We start from the raw sequence: 16,668 nt of genomic DNA, 5'->3' as shown, positions 1-16,668 counted from the left end.
AAGTCCTATAACACTTACGTAGTTGGGCTTCAACAAAACACTCAAATTTATGAAAAATAAATTACTTAAGGCAGTTTATGCCATGACAAAATATACTCTATATAGCATTATCATTCAGTGTAGCCTAACTACCTTGTTATTGGCTGCCGAGCCCGCTAATAGTCAGATGCTTGAAAAAGTAAACATCACTCTGGAAGCTGAGAATGCAAGCCTAGAGGATCTGCTTTCCATCATCGAGACGAAAACTGATTTCCGCTTCTTTTACCTACGGAAAGACCTCCCATTGCGCAAGAAAACTTCCTTGTCCATACAAGAAGAAAACCTCAAAAGTTTGCTCCAGATAATTGCCAATAATTATCAAGTAAAGTTCAAGAGGATCAATAACCAGATAGTAGTGACTAGGGATAGGTCAGACAAAAATATAGAAGAAGCCGCAGTAATTGAGATCCAAAAAAGGACGATTACTGGAAAAGTAACGGATCAAATTACAGGTGACCCGATGCCCGCCGTCACCGTGCTGATAGCCGGAACTACCAGCGGTACAGTTACCGATATTGATGGAAAATACAGGCTAGATATTCCTGCAGATGCAGAGAAACTCCTTTTCTCATTCATAGGCTATGCTACCCAAGAAATTGAAATCACAAACCAATCTACCATAAATATTTCCATGGTACAGCAAGCTTCGGAGCTTGATGAAATCGTGGTGATTGGTTACGGAGGTCAAACCAAAGCCGATGTTACGGGTGCAGTCACCCAAATCACAGAAAAGAACTTCCGCCAAGGAATCAACACTTCGGCCGACAACCTTATCCAAGGTAAGATTGCCGGTGTGCGCGTGGTAGGCACAAGTGGTGAGCCTGGCGCAGGCATGAACGTGACCATCCGTGGCGTAGGATCTATCAGAAGTGGTAGCACCCCGCTTTTTGTAGTAGATGGAGTTCCATTGACTAACGATGATGTAAGCCCTGGCGGCTCGGATGTTGGATTTGGTTCTTCACAAGCGAAAAACCCGCTAAACTTCCTAAATACCAATGATATTGAATCTATCAACGTATTGAAAGATGCTTCGGCAACTGCTATTTACGGTGCAAGAGGATCGAATGGCGTGATCATCATCACTACCAAAAAAGGAACAAAAGGAGAAGGAACGCTATCGCTCGATAGCTACATGGGCGTTTCTAATCTATCTAAAAAACTGGATGTATTGTCTTCTGACGAGTACCGTAATGCGATCACAACCTCTGACTACGACCATGGAGGAAATACCGATTGGCAAGATGAAATCTATCGTACGGCACTCACTTACAACCATGCACTTTCATTCTCAAAACAGACCAATTCTGGCAACTACTATGTTTCCCTCGGTCGAATGGACCAAGAAGGAATAGTGACAAACAGTAAATTGGCCCGAACTTCAGGCCGTATCAATATCTCCGAATCATTTTTGGATGACGAACGGTTGAAAGTTGACCTTCACCTTACGGCAAGTGAGATCGTAGACGAAGGTGTACCCACCAGTGACGATGGCGGTTCGAACGGACAACTTATCATCCATACGCTGATGGCCAACCCTACCCGCTCAGTGTTTGATGAGGATGGAGAATACACCAATTTTAACATGAATGCCCACTACAACCCTGCGTATTTGTTGAGCATTTATGACGATGAAACCCGCACGCTCAGGGTATTGGGAAATGTGGAAACTTCTTTCAGAATCTTGAAAGGATTGGAATACAAGTTGAACGTAGGCATTGACCGCTCAATGGCAGAGCGTAACACCACGGTATACCCTAACCTAACCGACTTGAACCCTACTGGCAGGTATGTGCAAAACAACCTTGAGTCCAAGAATTCATTATTGGAACATTATCTTACATATAAACTCAATCTTGTCAAGCACAATTTCACCCTATTGGGAGGCTTTTCTTATCAAAAGTTTGAGCGTTCTGCCACAAGCTTTGGCCTGACCGAAATAGCTGACCAAGAAGACGGTATACCTCCAATGTATAACCCCGGATATACTGGAAACCAAACGGGTGTTTCAGGATTTGCACAAGAAAACGAATTGCAATCTTATTTCGGTCGTTTGAATTATTCTTTCTCAGACAAATACTTGTTTACTGCATCAATGAGAGCCGACGGTTCTACCCGTTTTGGAGAGAACAACAAATATGGATATTTCCCATCATTTGCCGCAGGATGGAACATGTCGGACGAAGGGTTTTTAACCGGGACACCTTGGGTAAAAAACTTGAAGATGCGCGCTAGCTGGGGTAAAACAGGTAACCAAGAAGTTCAAAACAAAATTACCCAAGCAAGCTATTCTCTTTCTGGCGCAGATGGATACTACTTGTACGATGACCTAGCACTTGTAAACGGATTGTCAATTGCAAGAACTCCGAACCCCGACTTGAAATGGGAGGTTTCTACCCAGTATAACATTGGTGCCGATTTCAACTTGTTCGAAGGAAAGCTATTCGGTACAGTAGATTATTTCAACAAAACCACCACCGATGCGATTTTGAACATCCCATCAGAACCCCTTGCCCCTACAGATGATATCTGGGTAAACATTGATGGAGAAATAGTGAACAAAGGCTTTGAGTTCATGCTAGGGTCAGAGCTAATCCAAAAAGAAAAATTCTCTTGGACGGTAGATTTCAACGGTACTTTCTTAGACAATGAGATCAAAAACCTTCCTGTATCAGAAATTTATTCTGGGTCAATCTCTGGGCCAGGCCAGTCAGGTGTATTAGCTAACATCTACAAAAGTGGGTACTCTGCTGGTTCATTCTATTTGCTAGAGCACGACGGATTCGACGAAGACGGATTTGACAAGTTCAAAGACAACAACAATGATGGCGTTATTTCTGGTGACGACCGTGTCATTATTGAAAGCGCACTGCCAACGTTCATGTACGGCCTCAACAGTAACATGACCTATGGACCAATCGATTTCTCCTTCTCTATCATTGGACAATCAGGTGCTTACCTTTTGAACAATACAGGTCTTAATGCACTTAATATCAATAACTTGGAATCTGATCGAAATGTATCTACCAAGTATTACGAGTCTGGTGCTAACCCAGCAAACTCTCCTCAGTTATCTACTTATTACCTTGAAAGTTCTGATTTCTTGAGGTTGAACACCGCCAGGGTTGGGTACAGGTTCAACGCTTCAAAAGTAAACTGGTTGAGCGATGCGTTGATCTATGTAACCGGGCAAAACCTCTTTACCATAACAGACTACTCAGGGTACGATCCATTGATCAACAGCCCTAAGGCTTCAGGTGGAAACCAGTCTCTTGGTATCGATTACCCTCGTTACCCTTCTGCACGGACATTTATCCTAGGGGTTTCCGTAAAAATCTAATTTAGGTTCTTTCTATAAAACCAAAAAAGCATTACAACTATGAAATTCATATATAAAAATAGAATAACCCACTTTTTGGCTTTGACCATTCTACTTGTCTTTACGCAATGTACCGACCTTGAAGAACAAGTACTCGACGAAGTGCTCGGCGGGGAATCGCTTACCGCTGAAAGTACGCTCGCTGCGGCATACGACCGACTAGGAGACAAGTTGTTCGTTGACAATGGAGGAATGATTGCCATGCAAGAATACAGCACCGATGAAGCCCTTTTACCTACACGAGGAAGTGACTGGGGCGATGGTGGAAAATGGCGCGCGATGCATGAGTTTACTTGGACCCCAAACACTCCTGCCATAGTAGATAATTGGAATAGGCTCACCAATGGAATCACTCGCTCACTCACAGCTGTTGCTGCAATCAGCGAAAATGACGATGCACAAAAAACCTTGTTTCTTGCTGAAGCAAAAGGCTTGCTCGCATTTTATGTTTACCTCACGCTCGACCTTTACAATCAAGCACCTTACCGCGATCCTTTGGACAACAGTGCTGCTTTGGAAGCAAAACAAGCAGCAGCAACCATCGACGAATTGATTAACGATGTAGAATCTATCATTCCAGATTTGGCGTCATTAGGCCAACAGTCTACCCATACGGGAAGGTTCACCAAAGAAGCTGCTTACGCCCTTCTTGCTGATATGTACTTGAACCGTGCGGTGTTTAAAGACAGGTTTAACCCTTCTTCCAGCTTCGACTTCAACGAAACATCTTTGGACGGGAGCAAAACCGATATGGATAAAGTGATCGAGTACACTTCTATGCTGATTGACAATGGTTCTTTCAGTTTGGCAAGCAATTATTTCAGCAACTTCAACATTGATAATTCAGGCGCACCAGAGCACATTTTTGCGGTAGTACAAATGATAGATAACATCCGAAATGGCGATAACGATTTGGGGTATGTAAACCAAGCTCGTAACCAGCGCCCATCTCCTGGGAACAGGGGAACAAATGCTTCTTGCACCACTCCCGATTTCTTCGCATCTTGGGATGGAAACCACGAAGACCCACGTTTCAGCAGGAAATACCAATATGCCGATGGCACTTGGTTCATGAATGATGGAACTACTGGAAGCGTTCCGGCAGATGATAAAGTCCCTGGAACTGACTTGCCTTGGTTCCATTTTAACCGCGGATTGTTGTACGGCCAGCAATACGGCCCTGTATTGGATGGAGAAGGCGGCTTTATCATGACCGATGAAGGAAGAATCAAAGTTTCCCTATTGTATATGGAAAAAAGCTCCGATACTCCGATGGATTTCACTCCTGAACTAGATTTTGACAATCCATCTGAATCCGTTTTCAAGCAAAACCAGATCAACAGAGGTGTACGTATTTTCAAGTACGAGTTTGATCCGGAAAATGGCAATGGAGCGAGTAAATTTGATATTCCAATCTACCGATTGGGAGGAATTTACACCATGCGTGCAGAAGCTTACTTCCGCAAAGGAGAAACTGGAAAAGCAATGGCTGACATCAATATGTTGCGTACTAGCCGTACCCGTGAAGGCCTTTATGGCAATGTTTCTGGTACTGCTATCGCTTCGTTGGACGAAGAAACCTTGTACAAGGAAATTGGCTACGAGCTTTATTGGGAGATGCACCGCCGCCCACAAATGATCCGTTTCGGAACGTTTGACAAAGCCTATACTGCCAAGCCTGCCACCGATCCTTTCCGTCGCGCATTCCCTATCCCACAAGAAACCATTGATGTAAGTGACGCATTTACCCAGAACTCAGGGTACGTAAACTAACATCGCTTTTTTTTTGAGAAAGGTGGCCGCCTCATTTTATGAGGCGGTTTTTTTTGTAGTTTAAGAGCAGGTTTAAAATTTATCTATTTCACTGCAAAAACCCATTTCATGAACCTATAGGTTTGAAACAAATTCCCCTTCTACACTGACCTCACAAAATCATCCCCCTCTACCTCTTTCTTAATCTTCTCCAACTCTGCTACCAGTTTCATGGCCACATCGGTGATGTTGTAGAACAGCCTGAGTTGCTGTTTTTTTAGCGAGCTGGGAATGGAAACTTATATTAATCTGATAAAATTGTCCTCAATCTCTAGTAAGAACTACTGCTGTAATGAGGAGAATTGATCCATCCTGTATCTTTTTCCCACTTTTCCGTTACATGTTAAAGTAAAAAAAGTAACTGAAATGAAAAAGAACCAAAAAGCCAGCTTAGCATTCAAATGCCCCATCCAACTGAATTCACTTGTTAAAAAAGAAGGGGGCTACTTTTGTACTAATTGTTCTAAGCCTATAGAAGATTTCAGAACAAAGGATGGAAATGAAACTCAAGAGCTAATCGGTAATTCACTGCAGCCTATTTGTGGAATTTTCAAGCGCACTCAATTGAGCGATTCCTTCTTGAAATATGCGCTCGCTACTATGCTGGCAACTTCGCCAATAGCTTTTCCAGCCTTTGGGCAAGAAGCTGAAATAGACTCGATAATCGAGTTAGAGTTAACCAATACAGTATCATGTTATGACGAAGCTATTATAGTAAATGGTATTGAAAAAATTGCTGAGCCTATTGGAGGGTTCGAAAAGTTTCTTGAAGCTTTATCAGAAGAAATAAACTACCCTGATGGGCTCAAAAAGGGAGGAAAAGTCTATATTTCCGTAGTAGTAGATACAACGGGAAAGACAACTCAAATCAAGGTAATAAGAGGCTTTAATGAGATAGCTGACAAAGAGGCGTTGAGGGCTTTAAAAGCATTAAACTATCCCTTTACTCCTGTTACCCAAAGGGGAATTACTGTTAAATCAAACATTATTTTTCCGGTACATTTTAAGGTTGAAAAAACAGATGAAGAGTAACATAGCAGCAATTTTAATTGGAAATCTATTAACGTCTTCAATCATTCTTTTACTTACATTTTCATGTAACCAAAATTCATCTAAAAATGACCTTTCATCCTCAGTTGCACATAAAACTATTGACGTCCTGTTCCTGTCAAGGATAACCCTCGATACTACACTTGACAAAACATTGGAGATGGGATTAACGATATATCCTGACCATAAAAAACATTTGAAATATAAGTATACATACTCGACTGGGAACACAAAAATGATTACCTATAATCGGGAAGAAAATACCCTAACTCAGGTATTTCCAGAAATCGATGGTTCTGAAAACCATAACCTGACCCTTGTTGATAAAAAAATACTTATACTACAAAACAATCAACTTGAAATATTAAAGTTTGTGGAAATAAGATTCAGAAAAAATCTTTGCATTGAAGGAAATGAAACGATTTCAACAATTTATTTCAACGAGAAAATAGGAGTACTAGAGGAATACACTTCACGCTTTCATTTTTCCGAAAGACTACTTTCAAAAGGGTCAGAAAAAACTAGCATAGCCGCTATCTTCAATTGCATGAAAAAAGATGAAGGTTTTTATCCAGATGCAAAGAAAATATGTGAAAACGAAATAAAAAAGCTTGGATTACTAAAAAAAATGACTCTTAACGAGGACTCCGTCGAAGAAATAGCCATTGATTTATCAGAAGACTTTTAACCCCTACCCCTCTTTCTTAATCTTCTCCAACTCTGCTACCAGTTTCATGGTCACATCGGTGATGTTATAAAACACCCTAAGCTGCTGCTTTTTTAGCGAGCTGGGAATGGAAAGGATTTGCTGACGCAAAGAGTGTAACACAGGCACTAAGTCTGTGGAGGTAACGGAAGAATTTCCCGAAAGCAACTCCCCTGCTTCGGTCATCGTTTCTCCGAGTTTCGTTGTCATTTCTGGAGCATTTTCGAAGCTAAGGTCATAAGTACTTCTATGGATTCCCAAAGCGGAGATGTAGGACAGCAAGGCGTGATTGAGATAGGTAAAAGTGAATGCATATTGCATAAATTTCCTCTTGCGCTTAGGTTCTACCTGCATGGTACGCCAAGCGGTAGCCAATTCATTATCTGCCCTGTGTGCTTCCCTTCGGGCTATTCGGTAAGCTAAATCATCGGGACTGGCTTGGTCGTACTCTTTCACAATTGCCTTAAAATAAGCTGCATTCTTAGCCATAGCAAGGGAAATAAGTACAGGCAGCCTGTGATACTGCCAACCTGGCCACAAGTAACGAGCCACCAAAAAGGCTAAAGAAGCACCAATGAGCGTATCGATCAACCGGGAAGTCATAATGGTTGCCCCACCAGCTCCTGAGATCAGATTGAAACCACAGAGCACAAAGATGGTAATAAATAACACAGCACGGGAATACCTCGTGCGCACCCAATAAAAAAAAGCAAAGCCAGAAATGAGTAGGAGTACCAGTTGCCCAACTTTAGTAGGAAATATCTGAATGAGTAACACGCCAATCACTACGCCCATTACGGTACCAAGCACCCTCTGGAACAAGCGCCTCCGCGTTTCGCTATAACTAATTTGGCTTACAAACAAACTGGTAAGCATCACCCAAGCACCTTTCTCCAGCTCAAGGGCTTGCACCAAAATGTACCCTACTAAAAAACAGATACTCAATCGAATAGCATAGCGCATCCGAGGGTGCTTGAACGTAAGCTGCGCACGAAGTCGTTCCCCCAAGCTACGCTCATCTTTCCTCAAGCGGGGAATGGACGAACCTTCTTGCAAATCGTCCAAATGTTTGAGAGAAAGGTGCGAACGACTAAGGTTGTGATGCAAAAGCACCAATGGTTCGGCTTTGTCCTCGTCCATAGCTTGGAGTTTGGTTTCCAAAGCAGTTGAAATCCAATCCAAAACCATGGGGTGACGATACGTAGCTCCATTAAGCATATCGTCGGATAGCTGTCGGATAGCATAAGCAAATTGCCGCAGCATTTCTCCCAAGCCCTCTACCACCCCTCTGCTTTCCTCATCAGTATAGAGTACTTCGTAGCGTTCGTGGCTCGATGCTGCCCGCTCGTGCAAACTTTGCAATAACATAAAACGCTGTAAATACGGCCGCAGTAATTCCTTATCTTCTACCTCCTCATCGTAATTGTTAAGTACTTCTTTTATCTTTTCCAAAGCGCTCACCATCTCAATATTGAGCAAGGCGAGATTGTTACGAATATCAATCTGGTCTTTTTCTTCGCTGGGAAATAGCCTCGCCTTTTCTTTTAAGTAGTTGGAAAGCGCCAAAAAGCCTCTTGCCATATATACATCTAATAACCTCCAAGGACGCCTATAAAGAAGGAAGAGAGAAATCAAACCATGCAAAAGTGCACCTGCTGAAAGCAAAACTGAGCCCCAATACCAAGCGGGGCTAGTATCTGCACCAAGCATGGCATACACCCCAATCTGGATAGAACCAAATGTAATAGCCCGGTACCGCTCATCTATCCCCCCAATGAGGATAAAAGCCAAGGTGGAAACGATAAACCAACAGCCCAGCCACCAAGGATTATGGTACAGCAAGCCAATCATAAAACTGGAAATAAAGAAACTCAGCACCGTAAGCCCCAGTGTTTTCAACCGACCTTGGGGATGGTCATCCGTTTCGGAAAGAGCGCCCGCCATTGCTCCCAAGGCTAGGGTAACACCAAAAAAAGCCCCGTCCAGCAATATAAACGGGATAGACACAAGAGCCATGGAAACAGTGGAACGCAACGCCAACAACCTATTAGGATGCCTCCAAAAAGCCTGCTTCAGGCTATTGTACCTCATTTTTAATACATGTATAGTTTCATTGCTCATTGCCAGCTTCTTATGGTACTTACCTATATACCCAGCAAAACTAGTGAATGATGTTTATGATTAAACAGCTAAAGGGTTTATAATTTCATTCTCCTAATCTCCTCACCGACCAATGGGGGAATCGCCACACTCTAAGTCGCCCAAGGCATACTGGATGCCGTTGAGGTAAAACTGGAGCATTACAGTGTTCTCGTAGCTTTGGGCATTGTGCGATGGGGATGCATAAAATACCCTTCCTTTTCCATACCTTTTAATCCATGACACATAGTTCAGCTTGTCTTCCGGCTGATGTTTCATCTCCTTAATCTTCGCTGTTTCTACATATAGCAGGGGCTTGAAGTCCTTCTCCAAATACGCATTATTGAAGAAATAAGGCTCGTCTATATGGGAAAAAGACTTCCCTTCAAACACCTTGGTGATAGGGTGGCCTGGCTCTACCACTTTTAGCTCAAGCATTTGCTGGCGAGGGTGGTAATCAAAGCTCCCTCCTACCATCTGGCTAAAAGCAGCCGACTTGTTTTGCATAGTTATGCCTCCATGCAAAACAACAAGCCCTCCCCCTTTTTTCACAAAAGACAATAAGTTTTTTTCTAGTTGAACAGCTTTTTTTACTCGCTCTTCCTCGGTAAGCCCCCCCTTTAGGGCATCGTAAAAAATATTTCTTTTCTCTCGTTCCGAGCAGTTATTGTTCAGGACAATGGCATCGAATTGCTTTAGGTTTTTCTTCTCAAATATGGAAATATCCTTGCTTTTGACCACCTCAAAAGCTCCAGACTTTTGCCCAAGTGCTTCAACCACCACATCGGCATGAGGAATTACCCAATGCTCGAAACCAGTATGGAGAGAGAAAAGCAGCACCTTGTGTTTTTTGGAAATGGAAGCTTCAGCTTTGCTGGGAGCTAGTTCGTAAATCTTATTTTCCCAAGCTTCGGTAAGAGGAATGGGCTTCAGGGAAGTCGTCTGAGAGAAGCAAATTCTTGCTTGTACTAATAGTAAGAGGGCAATTAAGAAATATGTTTTCATAGTAAAAGGGTAAGTGTGAATAAAGTGTTTGAGAAAGGCTTGGTCATCCTCGTTTTTCCCAAATGTAAAGCAGCAGGGATCGAATGCAAAAAATGAGAAAGAAAACAGCATTCATCTGGCTAAACCCAATCCTCTATTTTTTAAGCAAATCAAGACTTGTCAGACCTTCAAACACTTCCTTTTCTTACAAATACTATTTGTCAAGGTTTATCTATTTCTTTACCAAAAATCTAGCTCACCAATTTTCTATTTAACCAAAACAAAGCAAATACACCTATAAATATAATACTTGTCTAGTTTAATTCTATTTTAAAAACTTGTCAGGCAGTAACCAAGCCTCTTATCTTTGAACTAACGATTCAACATTAGCAACTCGCTCCCTACATAGCCACCGCTCTTCTATATTTTCAAACACTCATCTGCTTTTCATTTTGCGGAAGCAGCAAGTCAAAAACGGGTATACCCAAACAAACTGACACAAGTATTTTATGAAAAATGAAATGAACAAAACAGCACAAACTATGAGCTCAATTTTACAAAAGACAAACTATTTACTTCTACTACTCCTCTTCTCTACGGCTCCAACTTTTGCCCAAAGTACCACAGTGCATGTAAACCTGAACATGAAGCATAAAGTGGGCGACATCTCTGCCTTTGACAGGAAAAAATTTGTTGTGCTTCACTCAAGCCTTACAGAAAGTGACTGGACTGGTGAAGAAGATAAAATGGAGTATGTTCTTAATGACTTGGATGTGTACCTAGGCAGGGACAATGGCAGCATGGGATGGTACATGAACCAGGCAACAGAACACCCTTCCAAGCCAGGCTATGTCGACCCTAATTATGCCGTTTCACAAGGAAAATATGTGAGAGAAACTGTTTATGGTGTAAACAATGCGGCCAGGCACAAATACGAAGACAAAGTTGATGTACTAGTAGGCGGGCAAGAACGACCTTTTTGGCCAGGGCAAGAGACAAACCCTTGTTGTGGAGGAACACCTTGGGCAATGGGAGGTTCAGATGCTTCTGGAGATTTTATGGGGCAGTATTTCAATGAATTTTACCGCAACGAAGGCGAGCCGTCTACCAAAGGACTTCCCCGACCAAGGTTCATGGAAATCATTAACGAGCCACTCTATGAGCTGATAGATGGACACCCGGGCAGCACGGTAAAGCCAATTGATGTTTTCAATTACCACAACGAAGTTGCCGATGCCATCAGAAGGCACAACTCAGATATTATGATAGGTGGCTACACTACTGCATTCCCCTATTTTGACGAAAACAACTTCCAAAGGTGGGAAGACCGGATGAAACTCTTCATGGATGTATCTGGTGAGAAAATGGACTTCTTCTCCATCCATCTCTACGATTTCAACAAACACCATTACAATAATGGCACTGCATTTCATGGCCCTATCAACTTCAAAGGCAGTCGCACAGAAGCTACCCTAGACATGATGGAACAATACAGCCAGATGAAGTTTGGTACTGTAAAACCTTTCTTGATCTCCGAATTTGGCGGCCGCGATCATTCTATAGAATGGAAAGAATGGACCCCGATAAGGGACTGGCAGTTCATGAAGGCGATAAGCCCGATGATGATGCAGTTTATGGAGAGGCCAAACAACATGTTAAAAATCATTCCTTTCATAGTAAACAAGGCTGAATGGGGCAGAACAGGCGTGCCTTACCCATGGAGGCTGATGCGCCAAGCTAAAGAAGGAGCTGGCGAGACAGGTGAGGAATGGGTATTCACGGAAATGATAAAGCTTTACGAACTGTGGTCAGATGTAAAAGGCACTCGGGTAGATAGCCGATCTAGCGGATTGGATATTATGACAGACACGTATGTGGACGGAAATAAGGCTTATGTAATCTTGAGCAACCTGAACTACAACCCTGAAAGCATCATGCTCAACCTGTTTGGAAATACAACTAACAGCGTCGTTTCTATTGAATCTAAACAACTAAGGTTGGAAGGGAATGCCCCTGTATTGGAAACAAAAAGCCTAACCCCAGGGCAAAGCCTCAACTTCACCCTCGACACCGAAGCTACGGCTATTTTGGAATACACCTTTGCCAGCAACGTAACGGTGGACGAAGTGGAGGAGGAAGTGAAGTATTATGCCGATACCTACCTTAAACCTATCCAAGCAAATACCTTTGAAAAATTCCAGATCAACAATGTTGTAAAAGGCAATTTCAATAGTGGGATCTTGCGCATAGGCATTGGCAGAGGCCATGATAAATCCAAATTACCAAGGATACTTTTTAACGGAAAATCACTTCCTATCGTCGAAAACCACAGAGGTGATGACCAAGAGTTGAGAAACCAGTTCTTTGGTATGCTCGAAATAAAAGTACCTGATAGTTTATTACAAACTAACAATGAAGTAGCCATCAATTTTATAGACGATGGTGGGCATATCAGCACCGTAACTATGCAAGTATTTTCCAGCACGGTACAGATAGACGACCCAACCCCTTCCGACCCATTGGGGGTAGAAGACGGCTTAGCTGCGGCAAAACTAATCGTTTACCCCAACCCTAGCAAAGGTGAGTTCACTGTCAATTTCTCTGAAGCAATGAAAGAGGGGAGCATTCATGTGTTCAATATCAACGGCTCAAAAATTCTTACCGAAAAAGTAGCTGGAACAAGTCATACGCTTAACCTAACAGGTCGCCCTAAAGGGATTTATTTCATATCACTGGATAGTAGCAACCTCACACTTCGTAAAAAAATCATTTTGAATTAGCACTTATTCATTACCAACTAAATCTATTTACAGAAAATGAAAATCTCAATGAAGCACTTCTCTCTATTAGTACTTATCACCCTCGCTTATTCTTGCGCTAGCCCTCAGAAAGAGGTTCCACAAGAAACCGAGCAAGAATCAACGCCTATTACCTATGACTGGGCCAGCATCCCCGTACCTGCAAATGCCGGTGAGGGAATGACCTGGGAACTTCAATCCGAAGTTTCGGATGATTTCAATTATACGGCTACACCCGAAGGCAAAAGCCCTGAATTCAACAGCAAATGGTACGATAGCTACCACAACCAATGGAAAGGACCAGGACTTACCGCCTGGACACCCGAACAGGTTTCTGTAGATAATAAGCACTTGATTATAGAGTCGAACAGGAAACCTGGTACTGATAAAGTAAGTACCGGCTGCATAACCAGCAAAACAAGGGTCCAGTACCCTGTTTTTATAGAAGCAAAAGCAAAGCTCAACAAGCTGGTGTTAGCTTCTGATGTGTGGCTGCTCAGCCCCGACGATACCCAAGAAATTGATATTTTGGAAGCCTACGGAAGTACCCGCCAAGACAACCAATGGTACTCGGAAAGGCTACACCTAAGCCACCATGTATTTGTGCGAGAGCCTTTGCAAGACTACCAACCAACTGACAAAGGAAGCTGGTATTATGAAGGGGTAAGAAACTGGATTGATGACTGGGTGACAATTGGCGTATACTGGATTGACCCTTGGAACTTGGAGTATTATGTAAATGGAAAACTCGTAAGAACTGTTACAGGGCAAGACACCATAGACCCTAAGAACTTTACCGAAGGAACTGGTTTGTCCAAAGAAATGGATATCATCATCAATGTGGAAGACCAAACATGGAGGTCTACACCAGTTCAAGGTTCTCCTCAGCTTATTGCTACTGACGAAGAACTTGCTGATGATAACCTAAATAAGATGTACGTAGATTGGATACGGGTGTATAAGCCTATTCAGCAATAGAAAAGAAGTAGAATATAATTCATTTCATATTTAACCAAACAAGCCTTTAGCTTTGCTAAAGGCTTGTTTTACTTTATCTCAGCTTAATCTTTTGCCTTTTGGTATTGGCAAACTCGGTAGCCAAGTCCAGCTTAGTCACTTTCTGGTTGTCTAGCTTATAGACCATCACAAATTCCATATCGCTCAGGTTGATAAACGAGGAATAAAGCGTGCCGCCAACTTTTCCATCAGCATCGGGCTTGGGAGGCTGGGCAGCCCTGCCCAATACATTCCCCACACTCAGCAAAGTAGCAGCCTCTTCCTTTTGCTCTAGCAAGTCGATATTCTCTTGGATAGAAGCATACCGAGGGCAGGGGTAATTGCCTTGAGTAGTGTCCGAAAGAAGGAAGTTCGTCATCACAAGTTTGTTATCAGCTAGCCAGTGCAACTCCCGTTTGCCCCTCACCCACTCTACTACTACGGCGTTGCCCGCCTTGTCGCCTAGCATCATGTGCGCATTGGAGAGGGCAACTCCATTTTCGTCCAAAAACTTAAGCGCCTCCTCTACCGTGCGGCAACCGGCAAGGAGCTGATCGCCCATATTCCCCTTCATTCCTTTGGTTTCCACATCCTCTTGCTCTGGCGTAACCGCTCCGTCGAAAAACAGCCCAGCCTCGTTCACACCTCCTTGGGCAAAGCCGTCCCAGCCGTACCAGAGCCTTGCCAGCTCCTTGCCCCTCCTTGGTTCTAGCTGGATAAATGCTTTTACATCGTACCAATAATCTTCGTTGTTGGCCACATAGACCTTCCCCGTTTCCTTATCCACATAATAGACTACAGAACAGGCAAAGGAGGACGAGAAAGTTCCAATCAAGAAAATAAGAAAAAGCAAGGTTCGCATAAGTTAAGGGGTTTAGGTTTTATGGGGTAAATGGAGAAATGCCTTAAAGGGTTGCTTGCTACACTTTATATCTATTTACAGCTTCAACTTTAAGAGCATGTGTAAATTTTTGCTTCCTGAAAACCAATATTTCATGAACCTGACGTCATATTTCCTCATTCACTTATCCCGATAAACTCAATCGGAAACATTTAGTCAGAACCATAAACTCTTGATTTTCAGTTTACATAAAATTTTAAACATGCTCTAAATAGAAATGCTATATTTAACCCCTATCTCCTTACCAAATCACTAAATATGAAAATCATTTACCTTTTTGTGCTTAGCCTTCTGATAACCAGTTCCCTTTTTGGGCAAACAGAACAGAAAAACAGGGTAATTATCCTAACCGATATTGAAGCCGACCCCGACGATACCCAATCATTGGTTCGCCTACTCTTATATTCCAACCAAATCGATATCAAAGGGATTGTGGCTACCACATCTTGCTGGATGCAAAACAGGGTAGCTCCAGAGTCGATAGAGAAAGTAATTCAGGCATATGGGAAAGTTCAACCGAACTTGCTCAAACACGAGGCTGGCTATCCTACGGCAGAGGCATTATCGGCTGTGGTCAAAAGCGGGCTTCCTGTATATGGCATGGAAGGCGTTGGTAAAAAAAGAGATTCGGAAGGGTCGGATTGGATTATAAAAATATTGGAGGAAGACGACGATCGCCCTTTATGGATATCTGTTTGGGGAGGGGTAAATACCTTAGCCCAAGCCCTTGACAGGATAAAGCAAAAGAAAAGCAAGAAAAAGGCAGCAAAGCTTATCGCCAAGCTTAGGGTCTATACCATTTCAGACCAAGACGATAGCGGTATTTGGATAAGGAACAACTTCCCCGATTTGCAGTACATCGTTAGCCCTGGCGATGATTATGGCACTGCCACTTGGACAGGGATTAATAGTTATATAAAAGGCATAGACAATACCAGCATAAGCAATAGCTGGATAGCCCAACACATACAGCAAGGGCATGGTCCTCTCGGTGCGGTATATCCTGACGTTGCATGGGGAGTGGAAGGCGATACACCGGCTTTTTTATCGCTTATCCCCAATGGGCTGAATGCGGCAGAGCATCCCCAGTGGGGCGGCTGGGGCGGTCGCTACGAACTCTACAAGCCCGATTTCTCTGCCATGAAAGAAGGCGGCTCCATTGTTACCATAGCTCCTGAAACAAGAGATATTTGGACGAATGCCGCCGATAGCTATACGCCTTACGTTCACAGGAAATATGGCCGTACAGTCAAACAAGACACCGTTTCCTTCAATGATGATAAAGTAACTTTATGGCGCTGGAGAGACGATTTCCAAAACGATTTTGCTGCCCGAATGGATTGGTGCACTAGCTCTTATAAAGAAGCCAACCACCCACCTGTTCCCGTGCTGAGCCACCCCGACCGGCTTACGGTAAAAGCAGGGGAAAGCATTCATTTGGATGCTTTTGAAACGACCGACCCCGATGGGGACAGCTTCAGCTTTTTGTGGTTCAACTACCCCGAAGCAGGCACTTACCCCAAACCAATAAAGATAGAAGGAGCTGAAAATATACATAGCGCCCATGCCAAAGCTCCAGAAGTAGAGCAAGAAGTTACTGCCCACTTCATATTGAAGGTGACAGATAGAGGTACTCCTCAACTGACTAGGTACAAAAGGGTGATAGTAACAATACAGCCTAAATAGGCTTGAGGTTATGACAAGGAATCATTCCGCACGTAGATGCGGAATCTCCCGCCTATCCTTTTAAGTACCTGTTCATATAAAATCAGCTATTCGGCATGGAACTTTATATGACTTAAAACAATCAGGTTCTTAAGTCCCGAAGGGACGGTATATTTATAGAAAGGGCAAAAAAACAAACTAG

10 protein-coding genes are annotated in these 16,668 nt (G+C 43.0%); 7 read left to right on the top strand and 3 right to left on the bottom strand.

Annotation, left to right across the window (positions count from 1 at the left end; translation table 11 throughout):
- The first annotated feature begins 49 nt into the window (after nucleotides 1-49).
- From R9C00_07335 to R9C00_07320, 4 genes are all read left to right on the top strand, one after another.
- Complete coding sequence (locus R9C00_07335) at nucleotides 50-3,376, top strand: SusC/RagA family TonB-linked outer membrane protein (protein ID WPO37258.1); 3,327 nt, start codon at nucleotides 50-52, stop codon at nucleotides 3,374-3,376.
- A 39-nt stretch (nucleotides 3,377-3,415) separates the two neighbouring features.
- The gene (locus tag R9C00_07330) at nucleotides 3,416-5,188 is read left to right on the top strand and encodes a RagB/SusD family nutrient uptake outer membrane protein (GenBank protein ID WPO37257.1); all 1,773 of its coding nucleotides are present in this window, start codon (nucleotides 3,416-3,418) and stop codon (nucleotides 5,186-5,188) included.
- A gap of 405 nt (nucleotides 5,189-5,593) precedes the next feature.
- On the top strand, nucleotides 5,594-6,259 hold the full coding sequence (locus tag R9C00_07325) for an energy transducer TonB (GenBank protein ID WPO37256.1): 666 nt from the start codon (nucleotides 5,594-5,596) through the stop codon (nucleotides 6,257-6,259).
- Nucleotides 6,249-6,965: a hypothetical protein gene (locus R9C00_07320; GenBank protein WPO37255.1), complete on the top strand. Its 717-nt coding sequence runs from the start codon at nucleotides 6,249-6,251 to the stop codon at nucleotides 6,963-6,965. Before R9C00_07325 ends, R9C00_07320 begins: the two co-directional genes overlap by 11 nt.
- Nucleotides 6,966-6,968: 3 nt before the next feature.
- Here R9C00_07320 and R9C00_07315 read toward each other — a convergent pair whose 3' ends face one another.
- Both R9C00_07315 and R9C00_07310 read right to left on the bottom strand, forming a co-directional pair.
- Complete coding sequence (locus tag R9C00_07315) at nucleotides 6,969-9,074, bottom strand: FUSC family membrane protein (GenBank protein ID WPO37254.1); 2,106 nt, start codon at nucleotides 9,072-9,074, stop codon at nucleotides 6,969-6,971.
- Nucleotides 9,075-9,206: 132 nt separating this feature from the next.
- Nucleotides 9,207-10,127 carry a ThuA domain-containing protein gene (locus tag R9C00_07310; GenBank protein WPO37253.1) on the bottom strand — a complete coding sequence of 307 codons (921 nt, stop codon included), beginning with the start codon at nucleotides 10,125-10,127 and terminating at the stop codon, nucleotides 9,207-9,209.
- Between the two features lie 521 nt (nucleotides 10,128-10,648).
- Between R9C00_07310 and R9C00_07305 the strand changes: the two genes are divergently transcribed.
- Together R9C00_07305 and R9C00_07300 are read left to right on the top strand one after the other, a co-directional pair.
- Nucleotides 10,649-12,886, top strand: coding sequence for a T9SS type A sorting domain-containing protein (locus R9C00_07305; GenBank protein ID WPO37252.1), 2,238 nt, complete (start codon nucleotides 10,649-10,651; stop codon nucleotides 12,884-12,886).
- A 36-nt stretch (nucleotides 12,887-12,922) separates the two neighbouring features.
- Nucleotides 12,923-13,882: a family 16 glycosylhydrolase gene (locus tag R9C00_07300; protein ID WPO37251.1), complete on the top strand. Its 960-nt coding sequence runs from the start codon at nucleotides 12,923-12,925 to the stop codon at nucleotides 13,880-13,882.
- A gap of 73 nt (nucleotides 13,883-13,955) precedes the next feature.
- On the opposite strand, the gene R9C00_07295 is transcribed toward R9C00_07300, so the two are convergent.
- A complete protein-coding gene (locus tag R9C00_07295) occupies nucleotides 13,956-14,762 on the bottom strand; it encodes a carcinine hydrolase/isopenicillin-N N-acyltransferase family protein (GenBank protein WPO37250.1) in 807 nt (268 codons plus the stop codon).
- 297 nt (nucleotides 14,763-15,059) lie between these two features.
- Between R9C00_07295 and R9C00_07290 the strand changes: the two genes are divergently transcribed.
- Entirely contained in the window at nucleotides 15,060-16,487 is a 1,428-nt protein-coding gene (locus R9C00_07290; GenBank protein ID WPO37249.1) for a DUF1593 domain-containing protein, read from the top strand.
- The last annotated feature ends 181 nt before the right edge of the window (nucleotides 16,488-16,668 follow it).

The sequence above is a fragment of the Flammeovirgaceae bacterium SG7u.111 genome, assembly GCA_034044135.1.
In the GTDB taxonomy this organism is placed as follows: Bacteria; Bacteroidota; Bacteroidia; order Cytophagales; family Flammeovirgaceae.
The sequence above is the reverse complement of the archived record's forward strand: the minus strand, read 5'-3'. Positions and strand labels throughout refer to the sequence as shown.

Bases quoted from the DNA above. Each gene is read 5' to 3' on its own strand.
- R9C00_07325 (WPO37256.1), top strand. From the start codon at position 5,594: ATGAAAAAGAACCAAAAAGCCAGCTTAGCATTCAAATGCCCCATCCAA.
- R9C00_07305 (WPO37252.1), top strand. From the start codon at position 10,649: ATGAGCTCAATTTTACAAAAGACAAACTATTTACTTCTACTACTCCTC.
- R9C00_07335 (WPO37258.1), top strand. From the start codon at position 50: ATGAAAAATAAATTACTTAAGGCAGTTTATGCCATGACAAAATATACT.
- R9C00_07300 (WPO37251.1), top strand. From the start codon at position 12,923: ATGAAAATCTCAATGAAGCACTTCTCTCTATTAGTACTTATCACCCTC.
- R9C00_07290 (WPO37249.1), top strand. From the start codon at position 15,060: ATGAAAATCATTTACCTTTTTGTGCTTAGCCTTCTGATAACCAGTTCC.
- R9C00_07295 (WPO37250.1), bottom strand. From the start codon at position 14,762: ATGCGAACCTTGCTTTTTCTTATTTTCTTGATTGGAACTTTCTCGTCC.
- R9C00_07320 (WPO37255.1), top strand. From the start codon at position 6,249: ATGAAGAGTAACATAGCAGCAATTTTAATTGGAAATCTATTAACGTCT.
- R9C00_07310 (WPO37253.1), bottom strand. From the start codon at position 10,127: ATGAAAACATATTTCTTAATTGCCCTCTTACTATTAGTACAAGCAAGA.
- R9C00_07315 (WPO37254.1), bottom strand. From the start codon at position 9,074: ATGAGGTACAATAGCCTGAAGCAGGCTTTTTGGAGGCATCCTAATAGG.
- R9C00_07330 (WPO37257.1), top strand. From the start codon at position 3,416: ATGAAATTCATATATAAAAATAGAATAACCCACTTTTTGGCTTTGACC.